This window comes from Aeribacillus sp. FSL K6-2833, assembly GCF_037965815.1.
Classification (GTDB): Bacteria; Bacillota; Bacilli; order Bacillales; family Aeribacillaceae; genus Aeribacillus; species Aeribacillus composti.
This window is the reverse complement of the sequence record NZ_CP150189.1, coordinates 1,282,021-1,300,819: the sequence shown is the minus strand read 5'-3', so window position 1 is coordinate 1,300,819 and position 18,799 is coordinate 1,282,021. Positions and strand designations below refer to the sequence as shown.

At 37.5% G+C, this 18,799-nt stretch carries 18 protein-coding genes; 2 read left to right on the top strand and 16 right to left on the bottom strand.

Translation table 11 applies throughout. The annotated features are described in order from the left end of the window. Positions 1-7: 7 nt before the first annotated feature. From NSQ94_RS06440 to rpmG, 9 genes are all read right to left on the bottom strand, one after another. On the bottom strand, positions 8-1,129 hold the full coding sequence (locus NSQ94_RS06440) for a M14 family metallocarboxypeptidase (RefSeq protein ID WP_066247575.1): 1,122 nt from the start codon (positions 1,127-1,129) through the stop codon (positions 8-10). Between the two features lie 109 nt (positions 1,130-1,238). After that, positions 1,239-3,149 (bottom strand): LTA synthase family protein, encoded by a 1,911-nt coding sequence (locus NSQ94_RS06435; protein ID WP_063388088.1) that lies wholly within the window; start codon positions 3,147-3,149, stop codon positions 1,239-1,241. 305 nt (positions 3,150-3,454) lie between these two features. Beyond that, positions 3,455-5,065 (bottom strand): IS1634 family transposase, encoded by a 1,611-nt coding sequence (locus NSQ94_RS06430; RefSeq protein ID WP_157727865.1) that lies wholly within the window; start codon positions 5,063-5,065, stop codon positions 3,455-3,457. Positions 5,066-5,499: 434 nt separating this feature from the next. Next, positions 5,500-6,468 (bottom strand): ROK family glucokinase, encoded by a 969-nt coding sequence (locus tag NSQ94_RS06425; protein WP_130156351.1) that lies wholly within the window; start codon positions 6,466-6,468, stop codon positions 5,500-5,502. Beyond that, positions 6,458-6,688, bottom strand: a complete 231-nt coding sequence (locus NSQ94_RS06420) for a YqgQ family protein (RefSeq protein WP_066247571.1) — start codon at positions 6,686-6,688, stop codon at positions 6,458-6,460. The genes NSQ94_RS06425 and NSQ94_RS06420 overlap by 11 nt, the downstream gene beginning before the upstream one ends. 86 nt (positions 6,689-6,774) lie before the next feature. Then, positions 6,775-8,304, bottom strand: coding sequence for a rhomboid family intramembrane serine protease (locus NSQ94_RS06415; protein WP_063388085.1), 1,530 nt, complete (start codon positions 8,302-8,304; stop codon positions 6,775-6,777). A 310-nt stretch (positions 8,305-8,614) separates the two neighbouring features. Further along, the gene (locus tag NSQ94_RS06410; protein ID WP_327856458.1) at positions 8,615-9,406 is read right to left on the bottom strand and encodes a DUF92 domain-containing protein; all 792 of its coding nucleotides are present in this window, start codon (positions 9,404-9,406) and stop codon (positions 8,615-8,617) included. Next, on the bottom strand, positions 9,403-9,972 hold the full coding sequence (locus tag NSQ94_RS06405) for a 5-formyltetrahydrofolate cyclo-ligase (RefSeq protein WP_240326721.1): 570 nt from the start codon (positions 9,970-9,972) through the stop codon (positions 9,403-9,405). Before NSQ94_RS06405 ends, NSQ94_RS06410 begins: the two co-directional genes overlap by 4 nt. Before the next feature lie 67 nt (positions 9,973-10,039). Beyond that, positions 10,040-10,189, bottom strand: coding sequence for a 50S ribosomal protein L33 (gene rpmG, locus NSQ94_RS06400; RefSeq protein WP_063388082.1), 150 nt, complete (start codon positions 10,187-10,189; stop codon positions 10,040-10,042). A 219-nt stretch (positions 10,190-10,408) separates the two neighbouring features. Here rpmG and NSQ94_RS06395 point away from each other — a divergent pair, with 219 nt between their 5' ends. Then, positions 10,409-10,774 carry a hypothetical protein gene (locus NSQ94_RS06395; protein ID WP_063388081.1) on the top strand — a complete coding sequence of 122 codons (366 nt, stop codon included), beginning with the start codon at positions 10,409-10,411 and terminating at the stop codon, positions 10,772-10,774. Further along, complete coding sequence (locus NSQ94_RS06390) at positions 10,771-11,316, top strand: endolytic transglycosylase MltG (RefSeq protein ID WP_066247568.1); 546 nt, start codon at positions 10,771-10,773, stop codon at positions 11,314-11,316. Before NSQ94_RS06395 ends, NSQ94_RS06390 begins: the two co-directional genes overlap by 4 nt. A 544-nt stretch (positions 11,317-11,860) precedes the next feature. Here the strand turns inward: NSQ94_RS06390 and phoU are convergent. From phoU to sodA, 7 genes are all read right to left on the bottom strand, one after another. Then, positions 11,861-12,514, bottom strand: a complete 654-nt coding sequence (phoU, locus tag NSQ94_RS06385; RefSeq protein WP_063388079.1) for a phosphate signaling complex protein PhoU — start codon at positions 12,512-12,514, stop codon at positions 11,861-11,863. Between the two features lie 41 nt (positions 12,515-12,555). Next, positions 12,556-13,365: a phosphate ABC transporter ATP-binding protein PstB gene (gene pstB, locus NSQ94_RS06380; RefSeq protein ID WP_063388174.1), complete on the bottom strand. Its 810-nt coding sequence runs from the start codon at positions 13,363-13,365 to the stop codon at positions 12,556-12,558. A gap of 66 nt (positions 13,366-13,431) precedes the next feature. Beyond that, positions 13,432-14,310 carry a phosphate ABC transporter permease PstA gene (gene pstA, locus NSQ94_RS06375; RefSeq protein WP_063388078.1) on the bottom strand — a complete coding sequence of 293 codons (879 nt, stop codon included), beginning with the start codon at positions 14,308-14,310 and terminating at the stop codon, positions 13,432-13,434. Position 14,311: 1 nt separating this feature from the next. Then, a complete protein-coding gene (gene pstC / locus NSQ94_RS06370; protein WP_063388077.1) occupies positions 14,312-15,253 on the bottom strand; it encodes a phosphate ABC transporter permease subunit PstC in 942 nt (313 codons plus the stop codon). A 73-nt stretch (positions 15,254-15,326) separates the two neighbouring features. Further along, a complete protein-coding gene (locus tag NSQ94_RS06365; protein WP_063388076.1) occupies positions 15,327-16,313 on the bottom strand; it encodes a PstS family phosphate ABC transporter substrate-binding protein in 987 nt (328 codons plus the stop codon). Between the two features lie 161 nt (positions 16,314-16,474). Then, positions 16,475-17,755, bottom strand: a complete 1,281-nt coding sequence (locus tag NSQ94_RS06360) for an MFS transporter (RefSeq protein ID WP_063388075.1) — start codon at positions 17,753-17,755, stop codon at positions 16,475-16,477. Positions 17,756-18,160: 405 nt separating this feature from the next. Next, complete coding sequence (gene sodA, locus NSQ94_RS06355) at positions 18,161-18,769, bottom strand: superoxide dismutase SodA (protein ID WP_063388074.1); 609 nt, start codon at positions 18,767-18,769, stop codon at positions 18,161-18,163. Positions 18,770-18,799 lie beyond the last annotated feature (30 nt).

The following is an 18,799-nucleotide window of genomic DNA, read 5'->3' as shown; positions in this document are numbered from 1 at the left end:
AAAAAATTTATTTGCACAGCAAATAAAGCGACGCCCAAAATATTCCCTTTGCTTTCCGATAAATTTCATCAAATTGGTCAAGCGGCAAAGGGTTCCTTCCTCTGCCTAATTCAACGGTAAATCCCGGCTTTCTGTATTCTTTAATAAACCAATCGCGAAAACCGGCATGACTATCAATCATTCGGATTCCTTTATATCCGCTTAACAACTCATACTCTTTTACGATTTCTTCCGACTTCTCTGGTTCATAGTTTAAATACCCCCAATATATTTCTTCTCCTTGTGTGTGGAAGGCTACGATGAGTTCAAATTGAGACTGCTTGACTAGTTCACTCATAGCAATTGCTTCCGGCTCTGAGAGAGGATAATCACCTGGATAATCACGAGGAGCCGGGGATTTAGGGCTTTTTCTTTCTTTTTCAATTTCCCAAAAGGCAGGAAATTGATTGTTCAGATCAACGCCGCGAATATTTGCTTTCCAATCGGAAAAATCTTCACAGTTATTATTTAACTTGACGGCCTGTTCTTTCACTTGAGGATCGAACGATTCAGCTGCTAAAACAAGATTCACTCCATCCGGATTCACCATCGGGACAAACGATAAAGTAATCTGCTCATAAAGCTGTCTTACAGAAATTCCATTAATCGATTCGTTTAAAATAAGCTTCCGAACATACTCATTGAGCCATTTCATCATAATGGCTGTCGTAATCCACTCATTTGCATGAAACGAACCGTTCATATGAACTTTTTTCGTTCCGGAACCGATAAGAAGTTCAACTAAAGGATTCCCTAGAACACTGCGGCCGATAATCCTCTCTTTAATAAATGGGTAATTTTTTTTTAACACCGCAATATCGCTTGTCAAAGCAAAAAAATGATAGGGCCGTTTTGGATCAATTACAGGCCATGAAATTGGGACAGCATTGTATGTATTTTTAGTCAAGCTTGGTGAAGGATGAAACGGATTATTTTGTACGAAACCCCATCCGGGAATGACGATTTTTTCCCCTTTAAAGATTTTTTCGTTTTCGAAGAAGGGATTTGAATCCAACAACAATCGTTTCGAAAGTTGATATTTTTTTCCCAAGTACTCCAAATCCGCTGTTTCATTCATACAGATTTCCATAAAAAAACCCCTCTCCCCTTTTTATTCAGTACATAACATATTATATGAACGACATCATGTTTCATTAATAAAACGTATAAAAAAGCTCTGACCTAATGGCCAGAGCCTTTTACTGTTTTTTTGCAGCTTGCTGCTCGGTTGAATTCGGAGATGGTTCATCCTCTTTGTCAAAAAACCGCAGCAGGTCACCATAAATAATTTCATCCGAATAATCAAGCTCATTTTTCGCTTTTTCCATATATGGTTCACATGCATTTTTATCCTCAACAGCTTCGCCTGTTGATTTGTCATAGCATATTCCTCTTGTATACACATATTGATCCGTAATAAAGCTGCCGTCCCTTAACACAGCAAACGGAATACGGTCTTTTGAAAAAATATCTGTACCAAATTCGATATCGTTTTTCGTATCAATGCCTAGCAGGTTTAAAATAGTTGGCTTCAAGTCAATTTGCCCGGCGACTTGATGGAACACTTTCGGATTTTTATCGGTAACCCCTGGAATATGGATAATTAACGGAACTTTTTGCAGCTGAATCGTATCAAGCGGCGTAATTTCCTCTTTCCCTAAAAATTGTGCCATCGCTTTGTTATGGTTTTCGGAAATACCGTAATGGTCGCCGTACAATATAATAATTGAATTTTCATATAGTCCAGCTTTTTTTAGATCTTCGATGAACACTTTCAAGGCTTCATCTGTATAACGAACCGTCGTAAAATAGCGATTCACGACTCCATCTTCGGAATCAAATTCATCAATCAATTTATCTTCTTCACCCAACTCAAACGGAAAATGGTTCGTTAATGTAATATATTTCGTATAAAAAGGCTGAGGAACATTTTTCAATAATTGTACCGACTGCTTAAAGAAGTCAATATCCTTCAATCCCCATCCTACCGAATTTTCTTCCGTCACATTATAATCTCTGACATCAAAGAAACGGTCGTATCCAAGAGAATTATACATCACATCGCGATTCCAGAATGTGCGGTTATTTGCATGAAATACAGCTGTGTAATAACCGTAATCCTTTAAAATTTCCGGAGTTGCATTGTACTCATTGTTCGCATTTGTAAAGAAGACTGAGCCTCTTCCCAACGGATACAAAGAATTTTCCAATAAAAATTCTGAATCTGACGTTTTGCCTTGTCCTGTTTGATGGTAAAAATTATCAAAATAGTAGCTTTGTTTAATAAAATCATTTAAAAACGGGGTAATTTCTTGTCCGTTCAATTTCTGATTGATAACAAAGTTTTGGAACGACTCCATAGAGACGATAATGACATTTCTACCTTTTGCAATTCCATTCATTTCTTTACTAGGTTCTTTTTTGTTCGCATTTAAATAATTTTGAATTTCGACCAAGTTATTGCTGTCAGCTAACGCACGTTGTGCAGACGTTTTGGACTGCAGCAAAGAATCGTAAATATGAAAATTGTATACACCGATATTTTTGACGAGCATCTCCCTGTCAAACGTTCTTGTTAAAAGCTGCGGACGCTCTGTTTCAGCCAATCCAAGATTAAAGAAAAACACAGCTGCAACCATTAAATAATATGCTGTTTTTTCTTTGCGCATTAATTTTTCCTGTTTGCGGAAAACAGGTCTCCGTGAAAGCCAAATTAAAATGGCTATATCAACAAACATTAATATATCGACAGGTTGAATCAGCTCGGTTATGCTGCTTCCCAAATCTCCCATATTGCTAGCTTGGAAGAGCACGGGAATAGTCAAAAAGTCGTTATAAAACCGATAAAAAACAACATTAGCTAATAAGAGAAAGGTCATCACAATGCTGGCACCGATCACCCAGCGATTCCGGTTTTTGTCTTTCATAAATAATCCAATACCAAAAACAAACAGCAAAAAGCTCAGCGGATTGATGAATAAAATAATCTCTTGCTTGAAATTTTCTATTTTTATATCAAAGCTAGTTTTGTAGACAATGTACGTTTTAATCCACATAAAAAATGTCGCTAATAACAAAAAAGAAATTTTTGAAAATGTGCTTTTACGCATTTTTTTACCTCCTCAAACGGTGGACCTGCGCATTTCTACACTTAAGTGTTTTTTTCCATTTTTTAGGCATCTTAGTGAATAACTAAAGATTATCTTAATACTTCTTCCAAAAAAAATCAATGTTTTTTTACAATATATTTACAATAAGATGCTAGCTTTTTATATATTATTTTATCTCAGTACCTATTATGTTTAGACGGACAAAAATTAAAAAAGTTTCACTCAAGTTTGACAGAGTACACTAAAGAAAAGCCCGAAAATACTGGTGTTTTGGACTTTACCCACAACACGTACCACTACACTTGTTAGTGGCACGTGTTTTTTTCTAATACTCTAGGAGGCGCTTGTGTGACAAGTGCTTCAAATGCTAGATTTGCTTGACCTTGTAATTCTGTACGAACGATTTGCTCTTCACCATTCACGCGTATTTTCGAGGCCTTCATCTGGCTTACATCATGCAAAATATCCTTTACACTTGTTTGGCATCCTATTTCTTTTAGCTTATAGGCCAAAAAGGATTCCATGACAAGCGCAAGGAAACAAACCATGATATGGCCTCGAATACGAGATTCCACTCGATGGTACATCGGGCGAAGTTCTAGATTCGACTTCAGGTTACGAAAGGCTTGTTCCACTCTCCACAACTCTTTATAGGCAAGTGCTGCCTCTTCATCCGTTAATGACGAGTTGGTCCGAATGGCGTACTTTCCGTCAAACTTTTCGTCATTGGATACCTTCTCTTCATCAATTTTGGCCGATGCTTTTTCTATCGTTAAAAACTTGGAATACGCACGGTTTTTGACGAGTCCAGATGGACCGAGTTCATCAAGCTTCGATTGAAGGTTTTCTAACACGACTTGACGACTCGCTCGATCACGTTCTTCAGCGTCCGGATTGTAACAGAGTACATACGTTTCGCCATCGATTTTCTTTGACTTCACTTTTAGATTCGGGAGAACCTTCTTATATGGCCCACGGATGGATAATAGCTCTTGGGCTTTCTTCGACTTTCGTAATTTGACACCCACAATATATTCCATGCCCAGTTCACGAATTTGATCTAAGTTGGCTTCACTAACCATTCCGCGGTCTCCCACTAGAATGACTTTCTGAATAGGATAGCGCTTCTTCAGGTCTCCAACCACCATGCCAAATGTCTTCGTATCATGCATGTTTCCAGGGAAGACTTGATGTCCAATCGGAATCCCTGTTTTGGTCATTAATAAGCCAATCACGACTTGTTTTCGATCTCCACGATGATCTTTGGAGTAACCATAGTGAGCCAGCAGTTCGTCTGCTTCCTCTCCTTCGAAATAGGTGCTTGTCGTGTCGTAAAACACGATATCTACTTCTAATGAGGTTAAATCGGTTAAATGTCCATAAAGTTGTTCCTCAATTTTTTCTTTTTGTTCACTTAAGAAGTCTAATGCACGATAGTAGTGATGGAGTTGGATGTCTGAAAGACCTTCTGCATAAATCGTGTCGATCCATTGTTTGAAGATATAATGCTTACTATTGGGATCCATGAGACGGTTTAACACCATGGCAAAAATGGCTTCGTCATACCGAGAAGCAGCCTCGGAATCATCCATGATTTTACGTAATAGCCGACCAAGCCCTAACTTTTCCCATACCTTTCGGAACAGATAAACCGGCCCAAACTCTTTTGTCCAAAGCACGGAGACAGAAGAGGAAGAGCCTTGCCCGTGAATTCGGTCAAAGTAACGCTCTGAAAATTTGGCTAATCCCTCGATTATGTTATCGACAGAGCCATTCTCTAATAAATGTTCTAACCTCCCTAGATTACAAAGCGTTTGTTGCCGAACTTTATTGTCTACACGAAATGTACGACATATTTGTAGATATTGACGAACAGAACCATTTTTATTTTTTTGCTTATTAATTCGAATATACATAGCACTAATAGTATAACATATATTACATATTATTGGATATACAAAAGTTATCCACATAACACTACATAATGATTATATTTTCGATAAAAAAAGTGGATAACTATTGGTATAATCACCTTTAGTTATCCACATGTAGTGAAATGGTGTCAAACTTGAGTTTCATATAAACAGAATTTGTTATAATCCAAATTTGGCTGCCAAAAAAATACGCCTTTTTTAAAAGCGCTATCAGATTTTCTTTGCTGGACCTCGACAAGGTACATGTCGAGTTTGGGATTGTGGCTTTAGCGCACACATACTGAAAGTAGCCGGCATCCGCCAGCTACTTTCAGATGAAAATCGAACAAATATAAAAGCAAGTGGAGAGAAACACATTGTTTTTCTCCACTTACTTCATTTTAGGGACTTATCGGACAATTCCTTTTTAGTCTTTCTCAATTTTCAAGTATGTACGTTTTAACCAGCCATGCGCCGCCAATTACACCTGCATCATTGCCAAGCGTTGCAAGAGCAATATCTGCTGCGGAAGCTTCATGAAAAACGAACTGTTGAAAAACATTTTTAACTCTTTTTATTAAAAATTCCCCAGCCTTTGATACTCCACCGCCAATGATAATTTTGGAAGGATTTAAAGCAGTAGCCAAGTTGGCAAGAGCAAGACCAAGATGCATCGTCATGTCGTCGACAACCTGCAATGCCATCTCATCGCCGTTTTTCGCAGCATCAAACACATCTTTTGCAGTGATCGATCCTTTTCTTTCCAATTCTCGATTCAGCGTTGATCTCCCATTAAACTCTTCCATTTTGGCTATAGCCATTCGAACTATTCCAGTTGCAGAGGCGACCGTTTCCAGGCAGCCCGTTTTTCCGCAGTTGCACGGAAAACCTCCATGCAAAACGGAAGTTATATGGCCGATTTCTCCGCCTGCGCTATTTTTCCCATGGATTATTTCTCCATTTGCAATGATTCCTCCGCCGACTCCCGTTCCGAGTGTGACGCATATTAAATCCCTTTCTCCATTCCCCGCTCCTTTCCACATTTCACCAAGAGCTGCAAGGTTGGCATCATTATCAACGATTACTTGCAAACCAGTTTCTTTTTCAAGATTTTTCTTAAGCGGATAATTATTTTCCCATCCAATATTGACAGTTCTAGAAATGATTCCCTCTGTTAAATCGACAGGGCCAGGCGCCCCCATGCCGATTCCAATCAGCTTTTGCTTCGATTCACCAAGTTCTTTCAACTTTTCGTATATAGATTGAGAAATATCACTAACAATATTTTTTCCTGATTTATCGGTAGGGATTTCCCATTTTTCAATAATATCTCCATTTATATTGATAAATGCAATTTTTATCGTAGTTCCCCCTAAGTCCACACCAACTAGCCAATTATCGATCATATTTTTCATCCTTTACTCTTTTTCTCTTATCTTTTTCTATCATTATTTCTCGTCTTAACAATAGCATGGCCATTTCAAATTCTTTTGCGTCAATCAGCTGCGACTCAAACAGCTGCTTGACCTCCTCCTCCATTAATTCAAGATCAGCCACACGATCCCCGATGTATATGATAGTACCGAAACGTTTTAAAAGCTGTTGTATGTCGTAAATCGTTTTCAAAAACATCACCTTCTAAATAAAAATGCGGATAAGCTGCACATATTGCTAAAGTTCTTTTTTTGAAAACTTCCGAACAAGTCATCGTGCTATAGATTGTCAAGCTGTTGTTTTAGCTGCTGATATTCCGCTTTTCCCGGATCAAGCTTCAATGCCTTATCAATCGCTTCTTGTGCTTTCACAACATCATTCTGTTCCGCATATATTAGGCTAAGTACATAATAAGCTTGATGAAATGTCGGATCTTTTTCCAATACATTGTTTAAATATTCAATTGAGCTTGCCACATTGTTCAAACGATATTCCGTATAAGCAAGTAAATAGATGATTTCAACTTTTGCATCATCAAGCTCCTTCGCTTCCGAAAGCACTTCGGAAGCCTTTTGGAACTCCTTGTTCTCAATTAGTGCCTGCGCCCTTGCTAAAGCCATTTCCGAATTGCGCTTAGGGGCTATTTCATATCCATAATACCCAAGACCGAAAACGAAGATGATCGATAAAATAAGCCCCACTGCTCTCGTGAAAAATTTGGACATCCTTGGAATCTGAAGAACAAAAGCTGCCAGAAATCCGCCAATTAAACCGCCTATATGACCAGCGTTGTCCACATTCGGAATCGCCCAGCCAAGCATTAAGTTAATTAAAACTACAATCAAGATGTTGGGTCCTATTGTACGGAAAAACAATTTAGGGTTTAACACTCCTAAAAACAAGAGCGCACCGAACAAGCCGAATATCGCACCTGATGCACCTGCGGACAAAAAGGGGCTGAAAGCAAAGCTTGCAAGCGAACCAGTAAATCCGGCAAACAAGTATATAAGCAAAAATCGAATCGAACCATACATTTTTTCAACAGTCATTCCAATATAATAAAGGGCTAAAGAGTTCATAATCAAATGCAAAAAACCGATATGCAATAAAATTGGTGAAAAAAATCTCCACCATTCGCCATCGTAAATGGCAGGATTGTATTTCGCTCCAAATTTTATAAGAGTATCAGAATTTGTGCTTCCCCCGTACCATTCAAGAAGAAAAAACATCACAATTTGTGCTGTTAAAAAAACATATGTAAAGAAAGGCCTGCCATTTTCAAAAAAGGAGCGTTCCAGCCTTTCCTGCCTTTTTATATAAGAAAATATTTCTTCTTTTATTCGTTCAACTGATTCAAAATTTGATTCTTCTGCTGCATAATCAAGTTTTTTCAACGAAGCCGAAAGAGCATCTTCCAAATCACCTGTTTTTTCCATTATATGCTCTTGATCCAGCAGCATTGTTTTGACGACTGTTTTCCCATGCGCAAAAGGTTCTTTAATCCGAAATTCCCAATCATCAACAGGAGGAAATGTGGTCACATAAATGTTAAGAATATTTAAGTCCCTTCTCATAGATTGTTTTCGGATCGTTTCAAAAATATGCGCCGTATGTTCAATGTCTTGAGAGATCCAATTTCCCCAGTCAATATCTTTTCTGACAAATCGTACAAGCTGAAAATATTTGTTGCGAAACGGCTCAAGCCAAACCTCCGAATGATCGCCGGATATATTGATTAGCCTGTAATTATGCTCCACCACAAGACTTCGCAAAATTTTCCAAAAAATAAAATCTAGCTGAGTCCCCATTTAAAATCTCTCCGCATGTTTTTCCTTTATTATACCAATGTGGAAGGGCAGTTTGAAGAAAAAAGCTGAATCAAAAACGATTCAGCTTTCCATTTCCACCTATTTAAAAGCACCTTGGAGAAATTTCCTGCCAATTAGCGGTATCTGCATTGTCAGTTGAATAAATTTCTCACGCATCCATTTGCTTTTTAGGCATACGTTCATAATTTTGTATCGATTTGAATATATGAAGAAAATGCCGAATACTAGAAGAATTCTTTTTAATCGCTTCATAATTTAATCCCTCCATTAATTAAAATAAACTTTTTGCTCAATTTTTATCCAAAATAAAATACGCAATTACTGTTGCAATGAAAATTGATAAAAAATTGACTGCGTCATTATTCATCCAGACAAAACCTTTCGTCTTTACCGTATATTCCCCGCAATGTATTCTTTTTTCCGTTTCAGCATGGCAGACGAGACATTTATTTTTTCGTTGAAAAAAGCATCCGAACAGCGTGTCAATCAAAGCTCCAATAAATCCAAATAATATAATGAAAGGTAAAATTTGAGCATCATTTTTTATAAAAAAAGAACTCCCCAGCGCAACAAACGAAGAACCGAGGATGGAAGCAAAAGTTCCGAGAACGGTAACAGCACCTGATGTTCCTTTTTCGACAAATTTTGGAGGAAATAAAAGAATCGGTTTTATTCGGCTTAAGCTGCCAATTTCGGAAGCCCATGTGTCCGCGTTGGCGCAAGCGAATGAAATGGTTAAAAGAATGAACCAAAAATTGCGGTCATCATGATCCACTATATTGAAAATGCTGATCAATACTGGAATCCCGCCATTTGCCAGCACTTGAACATAGTCGCGTCTTTCCCCTTTTTCAAGAATTGATGCCATTTGCGCTTTTCGTTCCTTCTTCCATTTACTGATCATGCTTGATGACGCAAAAAATAATCCAAGGGGGACCAGCCCTGGAAAACCAAAACTAAAATAGATGCTGGCGCCGACAAATACGGAGCTTATTGCTCCAGAAATCGACAAAGCTTTTGACTTATAGGAAATATAAGCGATAGTCGCAATAAAAATAGTGAACAATAAAGGAATGATCATTTCCTGCACTCCACCAATTCTTTTTCAGTAATGATGATATCAACCGGAATATCATGGGATTCAATCGGCACTTCCTCAACTATTTGAAAGGAAAAAGCAAGCGCAATAGTTACATTTGCGTATTTATGTAAATAACGATCAAAATAACCCCCGCCATATCCGATCCTGTGCCCACGCCGGTCGAAGCAGATGCCAGGGACGATGAGCAAGTCAATTTCTTTTGGCGTTATGAGTGTTGTTTGCTCAAAGATCGGCTCCTGTAAATCTAAATAAACATTCTCTAATTGATCAAACGATTTTATTTCCCTGAACTCCATTTCTTTTATATTTGGGTCGCATTTAGGCACAGCTGTTTTTTTCTTTTCCTGCCAGCAGCGAAAAAATAAACTTTTTGTATCGACCTCGAAGCCTTTGGATACTGTAAGGCCAATGGTATTCGCCTCCTGCCAATAGTCTGTTTCAAAAAGAGTTTCAGCAATTTTGTTTGACCATTCCGCATGCAATTCATGCCCCATGTTTTTTAACATCCGTTTCACTTCATTTCTGATTTCAAATTTTTTTTCCAACTTAAAAATTCCTCCCATTTACCTTTTTTATAATAAAAAAACAGCAGGAAATATCTTCCCACTGCTTTTACTTCGTTTCACGATGCAAAGCATGACTTTTGCATCTTGGACAATATTTTTTCAATTCGATGCGTTCTGTGTTTGTACGTTTATTTTTTGTAGAGATATAATTTCTATCGCCGCATTCTGTGCAAGCAAGAGTAATATTTACGCGCATATCTTTCCCTCCAAACTATTTCATGTTCAAATTCAGACTTTTATATAATATCATTTTTGCATTGTAAAATCTACATTATGTTTATTTTTGAACACAAAGTTTCAAGTCGTTTCAAATTACATTTTTTTTAAGTTAACATGAAATTTCGTTAAAAGCCGTTTTGTTCTATTAAAATATATGATATAACAATAAAGGGACAACTAATGGAAGGTGAGATGCATGGAAATTGTGATTATTATTCTTTTCCTTGTCAGCATTGCTTTATTAGGAATTGCTTATACTCAGCGTGACGATATAAAAGAGTTGGAACAAGAAGTTGAGCATTTATCCGTTTCTGCGATGCAAGAAATATACAAAATGAAAAAGAAAATGAGGGTATTGGAAGAAGAATTGCTGCAAGGAACAAACACAAAGCCTGTTTCGCAAGACACACAGTCCGTTATACACTTTGATTATTACACGAAAAACAAAATTTTATCAAAATATCAGCAAGGCATGTCAATTGCTGAAATTGCAAAATCGGAAAATGCCACAACCGATGAAGTAAAGCTAATAATCGAACAAAATAAGAGGGAACTATCATGAATAAACGAATTTTACAAGCATTCTCAGCAGGGATGATCGTTTCCACCTCAATTTTGACCCTCACTTTTTATTTAGGGAACTATGATCAAAAGGTTGTGGCTGAAAAAGAGTTGACGGACAAATCAGTTAACGAGTATTTAGCTCAAAATAATAAAATTGCTGTATCCAATAAAGAATATGAAGAATTTCTTTCTTACAAAGATACAAAAGTAAAAAATCTGAATAAAACACCTCAACAAAATGAACAGCAGCAGAAGCAGCAAAATCAAAATGCACAAAACCAAAATGCACAAAATCAAAACCAAGAACAAAAGAACAATAACCAACAAACTGAGGTAAAACCTGTAAAAGTAAATATTAAAGAAGGCATGACGACAAGCGACGTATCAAAAATACTTGAACAATCGGGCATTATTGATTCCGCCTCCAAATTTAATCAATACTTAATTAAACACGATTATCATAAGCGTGTACAAATTGGAACTTTTGAAGTAAAAAAAGGGATGAGCTACTACGAGATCGCAGAAGCCCTTACAAGATAAAAGGGGCTGCGATCCGTTTTTTTATAAATAAGGTTTGAAACCAGCCGTTTGTAAAAAAAGGAAGTTTTTCAAAACTCAAAATGGTGAAGTTCAGAACCACAAAAAGATTGCCCTTATCATTTTTCTCCCATTCCCGACCGTGTTGATTATTGTCATTCCAAGATCATTGTCCCAGCCTCAATTTTGTGCTTTTCTCGGCTTTTAAATTGTCTTTTTTTAATCAATAGTACTTATAAAAGCCCACCAAAATTTTATGCCTTTTCTTTCACAAAATTGCCCTATGCTCTGCCCGAAATTTTTCCATAACACTTGTCTCTTATATTTCAGACATAGACACGATATAATACTTACAATTCCATTTTATATGCGATAAACTATTTAAATCGAAAGACATAAAAAGTTCCCTTCCTATTTAGATAAATTTGGGCGGCGAACCAAAATTTATTTTAGCACTAGGAGGGGCTTTTTAGTATCGCGGAACCATTTACGAATAACATAGCGATTTTATTTATATAAAAAAGGTTTGCCTGAAAACAGCAAACCTTTAATCATTTAAAGCATAATGGCGGCCTTTAACTAAATATAAAACATTTTCCGCGATATTCGTTGCATGGTCAGCAGTACGTTCAATAAATCTTGCTACAAGAGAGAGCTGGGTAATTTGATTCATATACTCTAAGTTCTCAGGAATAATTTGCAAAAGCTCCTTAATTGCTTCACCATATAAATCATCTACTTCATCGTCTATTTCGGCTATTTTTCTTGCTAATGCAACATCTTCCTCATGGTAAGCTTTCAGCGATAAAGACAGCATTTCTGATGCCAGCTTGTGCATTTTTGTGATTTGTTCAAGCGGTTTTATAAGCGGTTCATTTCCAATTCGAATTGCTGATTTTGCGATGTTGACTGCGTTATCTGCCATTCGTTCGATATCAGCAGCTATTTTAATGGAAACAATGATTCTTCTTAGATCAATCGCAACGGGCTGCTGCTTTGCAATTAAAAGAATTGCAAAGTCATTAATTTCCTCTTCGAGCTGATCGACATTCACATCTTGCTCTAATACTTCAATAGCCAAATCGATATCCTGCTTTTCTAATGCGCGGATTGATTTGCCTAATGCAACTTCCGTCAAACTGCCGATTTCAATTAACTTGGTGTGTAACGTGTTCAAGTCAAGTTCGAATTTTTCTCTCATTTTTTTTCCTCCAACATGAACCGTGTTATTCAAAACAATTATTATCCGAAGCGTCCTGTAATATAATCTTCCGTCCGCTTATCTGACGGATTAGAAAAGATTTGGTCGGTTTCGCCAAATTCGATAACTTCTCCGTTTAAGAAAAAGGCAGTTTTATCAGATATACGTGCAGCTTGCTGCATGTTATGCGTTACAATAATAATGCTGTAATCTTTCTTTAATTCTTGAACCAATTCCTCAATTTTCAACGTAGAAATCGGATCAAGCGCTGACGTTGGTTCGTCCATCAAAATCACATCAGGTTCAATTGCTAAACAACGCGCAATACATAAACGCTGCTGTTGTCCTCCTGACAGGCCATACGCGTTTTCCTTCAACCGATCTTTTACTTCATCCCATATAGCCGCGCCTCTTAAACTTTTTTCGACGATTTCATCCAATATTTTTTTATCACGGATGCCGTGTATTCTCGGTCCATACGCAATATTGTCATAAATAGATTTCGGAAACGGGTTCGGCTTTTGGAAAACCATGCCGACTTGAGTGCGCAGTTCTTCAACACGATAAGATTTATCAAATATATTTTTTCCGCGATATAATATTTCACCGTTGATTCGAACGGATGGAATCAGCTCGACCATTCGATTCAATGTTTTGATATAAGTCGACTTTCCGCACCCAGAAGGACCGATGATTGCAGTTACTTCATTTTCATAAATGTCTAAATCAATGTTTTTTAGAGCTTGATCATCACCGTACCATAAATTTAAGCCGTTCGTTTTATAGACAATTTTCTTTTCATTCTTGTCTTCGCTATTTTGTTCATAAACAATTTCTTGTTCTTTTTTCAGTTCAGTTTTTTTCAATTCAGTAATTGCCAAAATAAAAACCTCCTTCATCCTTTTAGGAAAACCCATTTAATAACGCTTTTGAAATTTGTTTCGAATCAACACCGCAACCGAATTCATTACTATTAAGAAAATAAACAACACAATGATTCCGGCAGCTGCTACATTTTGAAATTCTGCTTGAGGTCGCGACGCCCAATTGTAAATTTGAATCGGCATAACCGTATAGGAGCTTAATAAATTCTCTGGTAAATAGTTAACAAATACAAATGCACCCGCCACAAGAAGAGGGGCTGTTTCTCCAATAGCTCGTGAAAAAGCTAAAATGCTTCCGGTAAGAATTCCAGGAATTGCAGCTGGAAGAACAATTCGATAAATTGTTTGCCATTTCGTTGCTCCCATTCCATAAGAAGCTTCACGTAACTCTTTCGGAACCGAACGGATCGCTTCTTGTGCCGCCACGACAATAACTGGCAATATTAATAAACTCATCGTTAAACCGCCTGCCAAAATGCTTCTGCCTAAATCCATTCCCCGAACAAATACTGTAAGCCCCAACAAACCAAAAACAATAGATGGGACACCCGCCAAATTCGAAATATTCGCCTGAATAAAATTTGTAAGTTTATTTTTTTTCGCATATTCCTCTAAATAGATAGCTGTTCCTACACCAAGCAGGAGGGAAATTGGAATGACCACTCCCATAACCCAAATTGAGCCGACCAGGGCTGCTTTTATTCCTGATGCAGAAGCTCTCCTAGAGGCAAAATTTTGGAAAAACTCCGGTGTTACATAACTAATTCCTTGAGTGAATATTCGGTATAACAGAATAGCAAGTACTACTAAAGCGAAAATGGTAGATACAAAAAACAGTGTTTGAAAAAAACGATTTTTCATGGCCCTTTTGCCCATCATTTTTCGAACAACCGTTTGATCAATGTACTTCATGTTAATATTCCTCCCTGAATCGGCGCGAGATAAATTGAGCTAATAAATTCATCAGCATTGTAAAGACAAAAAGCGTGGCACCGACAGCATAAATGCTGTAATAGATTGTTGTTCCGTATCCCGCATCGCCCGTGCTGACTTGAACGATATAAGCCGTCATCGTTTGAATAGATTCAGTTGGATCAAACGTTAATTTTGGAGTGGCTCCTCCAGCCAATGTGACAATCATTGTTTCGCCAATCGCACGGGAAATTCCTAGTACGAACGAGGCAACGACTCCCGATGTGGCAGCAGGAAGTACTACTTTTAAAGCCACCTCAAATTTTGTCGCACCTAAAGCAAGTGCGCCTTCTCGAATGGAATTCGGAACAGAGCTCATCGCATCTTCTGAAAGGGAAGCAATCATCGGAATAATCATAATTCCAACAACAATGCCCGGGCTTAATGCATTGAAAAAGCCAATATCAGGGATCAATTTTTGCAAGAGAGGAGTAACAAACGTCAGAGCAAAAAAACCATATACAATAGTTGGAATTCCTGCCAAAACCTCTAAAATCGGTTTGATAATCCTTCTTGTCCGATCTGACGCATACTCACTCAAAAAAATAGCAGATGCAAGACCGACTGGAAGCGCAACAATCATGGCAATAACCGTTACTAAAAGCGTGCCAGAAACAAGAGCCATGATTCCATATGAGGCATCATCTTTTAAAAACGGATACCATTCTTTTTCAGTGATAAATTCAAAAAAAGAAACTCGTGAAAAAAACATGATTGTTTCTGTAGCAAGAGTAGCAATGATTCCGATAGTTGTTAAGATGGAAATAGCTGCTGCAACAAATAAAACGGCTGGGACCATTTTTTCCATAAAATCGCGCGTGGATTTTTTTGTTTTTTTCTCTTTGATCATTTCCCGAACCGATTTTCCTGCAGATAAAGCCATCATGAAAACCCCTTTCATGCCCATAGGAAGATGAGAAGCAAGGATGCTTCTCATCCAACCAGTCTATTTATTTTTATTTTAAACCTTCAAGCGTTTTTAACTGTTCATCATATTGCTCTTGCGGAAGTTTTACATAGCCAACTTCCTCTGCCAATTGCCCAGCGTTTTCCAAGGCAAACTTCACGTATTCATACACTTGCGGCTTTTCTTTTAATGATTTGTTGTTCACATAAAAGAATAGCGGACGGGAAAGCGGTTCATAAGTTCCTTTTTCAATCGTTTCATTTGTCGGCTCGACTGCTTCCCCTTTAGAGTTTACAATCGGCACAACTTTCAACTGGTCTTTATTTTCTAAATAGTATGCATAGCCGAAATAACCTATTGCATTTTTATCGTTAGCGACTCCTTTTACAAGTACGTTATCGTCTTCGGACAATGTCGCATCTTTTACAATCGGCTCACCGCCTAAAACAACTTCATCAAAATAATCATACGTACCGGAATCTGTACCAGGCGAGAAGTATTTAATTTTTTCATCCGGCCACTCAGGGTTGATGTCAGACCATTTTTTCGGCTCGCCTTTCCAAATTTTTGCTAAATCTTCGATCGTAAGTTTATCGACCCAGTCATTTTCTTTGTTTACAACAACGGATAAACCGTCAAAAGCAATTTTGAATTCTGTATATTCAATACCATTTTCTTCAGCAACTTTTTTCTCTTCGTCTTTAATTGGGCGAGATGCGTTAGAAATATCAGTTTCACCAGCTGTAAATTTTTCAAAGCCTCCGCCTGTTCCTGAAATTCCAATTGGAGCTTTTACATCAGGATGTTCTGCAGCAAATTCTTCAGAAACAGCTTCCATTATCGGACCAACAGTTGATGATCCATCAATAGCGATTTCACCTTCTAATTTTTGCTCGCTTGATCCGCTTTCTGAAGATGATTGCTGTCCGGAGTTTGAACCATTTGTGTTTGCATCATCCGAATTACCGCAGGCTGCTGCAAAAGCTAATACAGAACTGATCATAATGGATGACGCCAAAAATTTAAAATTTTTCATTCGGTTACTTCCCCCTATTATTTCGTGATCTCATCTTACGTATATAAGATTAACTTTCAAGTATTAAACAAGTTTTAATAGAATGTAAAGCTTTTGTAAAGCTTGTTTTTTGTGTGTATAAAAAACAGATGATGCTGCGTAAACGGCATTCCGCATTTATTTTATCCCTTCTCTCCATCCGCTAGATTTGGCCTGTGTATGCGCTTTTCTTGTTTTAACGGGCGGTTGCTTTCTTTCAGCCTAATTTGTTTAACAAACAGATATATGAACGCATGGCCTGAACCTATTAAGAGCAATAAAAAAGGAATGGTTTTTGTTTCATTTGTCAAAGCAACTGTAAAAATAAAAAAGAGGATCGATAGGATTCTTCCTGCATTTAGAAAAATTTCTCGAACAACAATATATTCGATCCTTGCTTGCGCAATATTCCACCCTTTTCCAATCACATCATACGTGATCGAAGAGTACGGAACAAGCAAAATTGGATAGGCAATTCCGATTGCAATAGCATATATTAACAATCTTTCATAGGAAATTTGAAATAAAATGAGAAACAAGGAAAAGTATAGCATAAGCCCGCCGGCTAGAATAGCTTTTTTCCTCATTTTTTTCGTGATCCACCGAGAAGCCACAATATAAGTGAAAAAGGCTACGAAAGAATTTAGAAAACTAAATGTACCTAAAGCCATCTCACTTTTGGTCACGATGTATACAAACACATTAATGAAAAATGTAAATGTTCCTTCACGCAATCCTTGAAACACATGAGCGTTTGTAATTAATCGCCAATTTTTATTTCTTTTTCTTTCTTGAATGATTTTCAATAAAATGTAATCTCCATGAGCTTTTCTAGACGTAAAAAAGAAGCTCAACATGACAGCAACAGTAAATAACATTAACGAAACTGCAAAAATCACTTTATACCCAATAGTATTTGTAAGTCTTGAAATAATCAGACCAGCTAACATCGGTCCAACCATCCCTGAAAGGGAAGTTAATATCCCAAGAAAGCCATTAAAAAAGTCCCGTGTTTCCGGTTCAGTAATTTCAAATGTCAACACATTAAAGGCCAGCCAATAAAAACCGTAGCCGACGCCAATGATTGCACCTAACAAATACATGTAGTTGACAGCTTGATCTTTTAAAACTAAAACGGTTAGAAAAAATGCGGCTAAAAACGACACTCCTAGGCGAAGTACAACGACTCGATCAATTTTTTTGGATACTTTCCCAGCAATAATGAAAGCAAGCGGCTGAAAAATGACAATAAATAAATTGTATAATCCTAAATCAATCAATTCCCCTGACTGTTTCCATAAATAAACATTTACGAACGTATTCGAAAGTGCAATGCTTAATGAATAAAAACCGCCGATCATCAACAGCAGCATTAAATCATGGTCTGTTTTTCTTGATCCAATCCATTTTTTGACGTTTATCATATAAAACTCCCCTTTACTTGCTACTACTATTTTTCCTAGCTAAAGGGGAGTTATGTATAAAGAAAGGTGTTTTCGTTACCTTTCAGTGATCAGACTCAAAAAAAATGCACAGAAACCGCTGAAACGCAAATTATGTCAGTCATTTCCAAAAAATAGTAGAGTAGAAAACTGATTTCAAGGGGCTGTCCAGAAAGTCAAATCCGTTTGTGTCGTCCCATAGGCTGACCAGTTTGGATTTTTCTGTGTTGATTTCAAGGTCTAGTTTCTCCACCAGTTGCCTGTCAGCTACCGAGCGTCCTGGCATTTACTCGAGTTGGACTTGCACCAACTAGCAGATAACAGCTTAGCTGGGCGCGACAAATAAAAAAAGGCTGAGATTCGAATATCTCAGCCTCTTGTAACAGTTTATTTTGCAGCGCTGTAGCGTTTTGCCACTTCATCCCAATTCACAACATTCCAAAACGCTGCAATATATTCAGGACGACGGTTTTGGTATTTTAAGTAATAAGCATGCTCCCAAACATCAAGACCTAAAATTGGAGTTTTCCCTTCCATAAGAGGATTGTCTTGGTTTGGAGTGCTTGTAATTTCAAGCTCGCCGTTGTTTACAACCAACCATGCCCAGCCGGAGCCAAAACGACCAGCAGCAGCTTTAGCAAATTCTTCTTTAAAAGCTTCAAAACTTCCAAATTTTTTGTTAATTGCTTCTGCTAATTCTCCAGTTGGCTCGCCGCCTCCATTCGGTGAGAGGATGGTCCAGAACAAGCTGTGATTTGCATGTCCTCCACCATTATTTCGAACAGCTGTACGAACAGATTCAGGAACAGCGTCTAAATTAGAGATTAAGTCTTCTACACTTTTAGATAAAAGTTCAGTTTGACCTTCCAAAGCAGCGTTCAAGTTCGTCACATATGTGTTATGATGTTTTGTGTGGTGAATCGTCATTGTTTCTTTGTCAATATGAGGTTCCAATGCATCATAGTCGTATGGCAATTTAGGTAATTCATAAGCCATAATGAATCTCCTCCTTAATGATTAATATGT

What these genes read in the sequence shown, in the direction of transcription:
- NSQ94_RS06440 (WP_066247575.1), bottom strand. Translation starts at nt 1,129, where the DNA reads ATGGAAATCTGTATGAATGAAACAGCGGATTTGGAGTACTTGGGAAAA.
- NSQ94_RS06435 (WP_063388088.1), bottom strand. Translation starts at nt 3,149, where the DNA reads ATGCGTAAAAGCACATTTTCAAAAATTTCTTTTTTGTTATTAGCGACA.
- NSQ94_RS06430 (WP_157727865.1), bottom strand. Translation starts at nt 5,065, where the DNA reads ATGTATATTCGAATTAATAAGCAAAAAAATAAAAATGGTTCTGTTCGT.
- NSQ94_RS06425 (WP_130156351.1), bottom strand. Translation starts at nt 6,468, where the DNA reads ATGATCGATAATTGGCTAGTTGGTGTGGACTTAGGGGGAACTACGATA.
- NSQ94_RS06415 (WP_063388085.1), bottom strand. Translation starts at nt 8,304, where the DNA reads ATGGGGACTCAGCTAGATTTTATTTTTTGGAAAATTTTGCGAAGTCTT.
- NSQ94_RS06410 (WP_327856458.1), bottom strand. Translation starts at nt 9,406, where the DNA reads ATGATCATTCCTTTATTGTTCACTATTTTTATTGCGACTATCGCTTAT.
- rpmG (WP_063388082.1), bottom strand. Translation starts at nt 10,189, where the DNA reads ATGCGCGTAAATATTACTCTTGCTTGCACAGAATGCGGCGATAGAAAT.
- NSQ94_RS06395 (WP_063388081.1), top strand. Translation starts at nt 10,409, where the DNA reads ATGGAAATTGTGATTATTATTCTTTTCCTTGTCAGCATTGCTTTATTA.
- NSQ94_RS06390 (WP_066247568.1), top strand. Translation starts at nt 10,771, where the DNA reads ATGAATAAACGAATTTTACAAGCATTCTCAGCAGGGATGATCGTTTCC.
- phoU (WP_063388079.1), bottom strand. Translation starts at nt 12,514, where the DNA reads ATGAGAGAAAAATTCGAACTTGACTTGAACACGTTACACACCAAGTTA.
- pstA (WP_063388078.1), bottom strand. Translation starts at nt 14,310, where the DNA reads ATGAAGTACATTGATCAAACGGTTGTTCGAAAAATGATGGGCAAAAGG.
- pstC (WP_063388077.1), bottom strand. Translation starts at nt 15,253, where the DNA reads ATGGCTTTATCTGCAGGAAAATCGGTTCGGGAAATGATCAAAGAGAAA.
- NSQ94_RS06365 (WP_063388076.1), bottom strand. Translation starts at nt 16,313, where the DNA reads ATGAAAAATTTTAAATTTTTGGCGTCATCCATTATGATCAGTTCTGTA.
- NSQ94_RS06360 (WP_063388075.1), bottom strand. Translation starts at nt 17,755, where the DNA reads ATGATAAACGTCAAAAAATGGATTGGATCAAGAAAAACAGACCATGAT.
- sodA (WP_063388074.1), bottom strand. Translation starts at nt 18,769, where the DNA reads ATGGCTTATGAATTACCTAAATTGCCATACGACTATGATGCATTGGAA.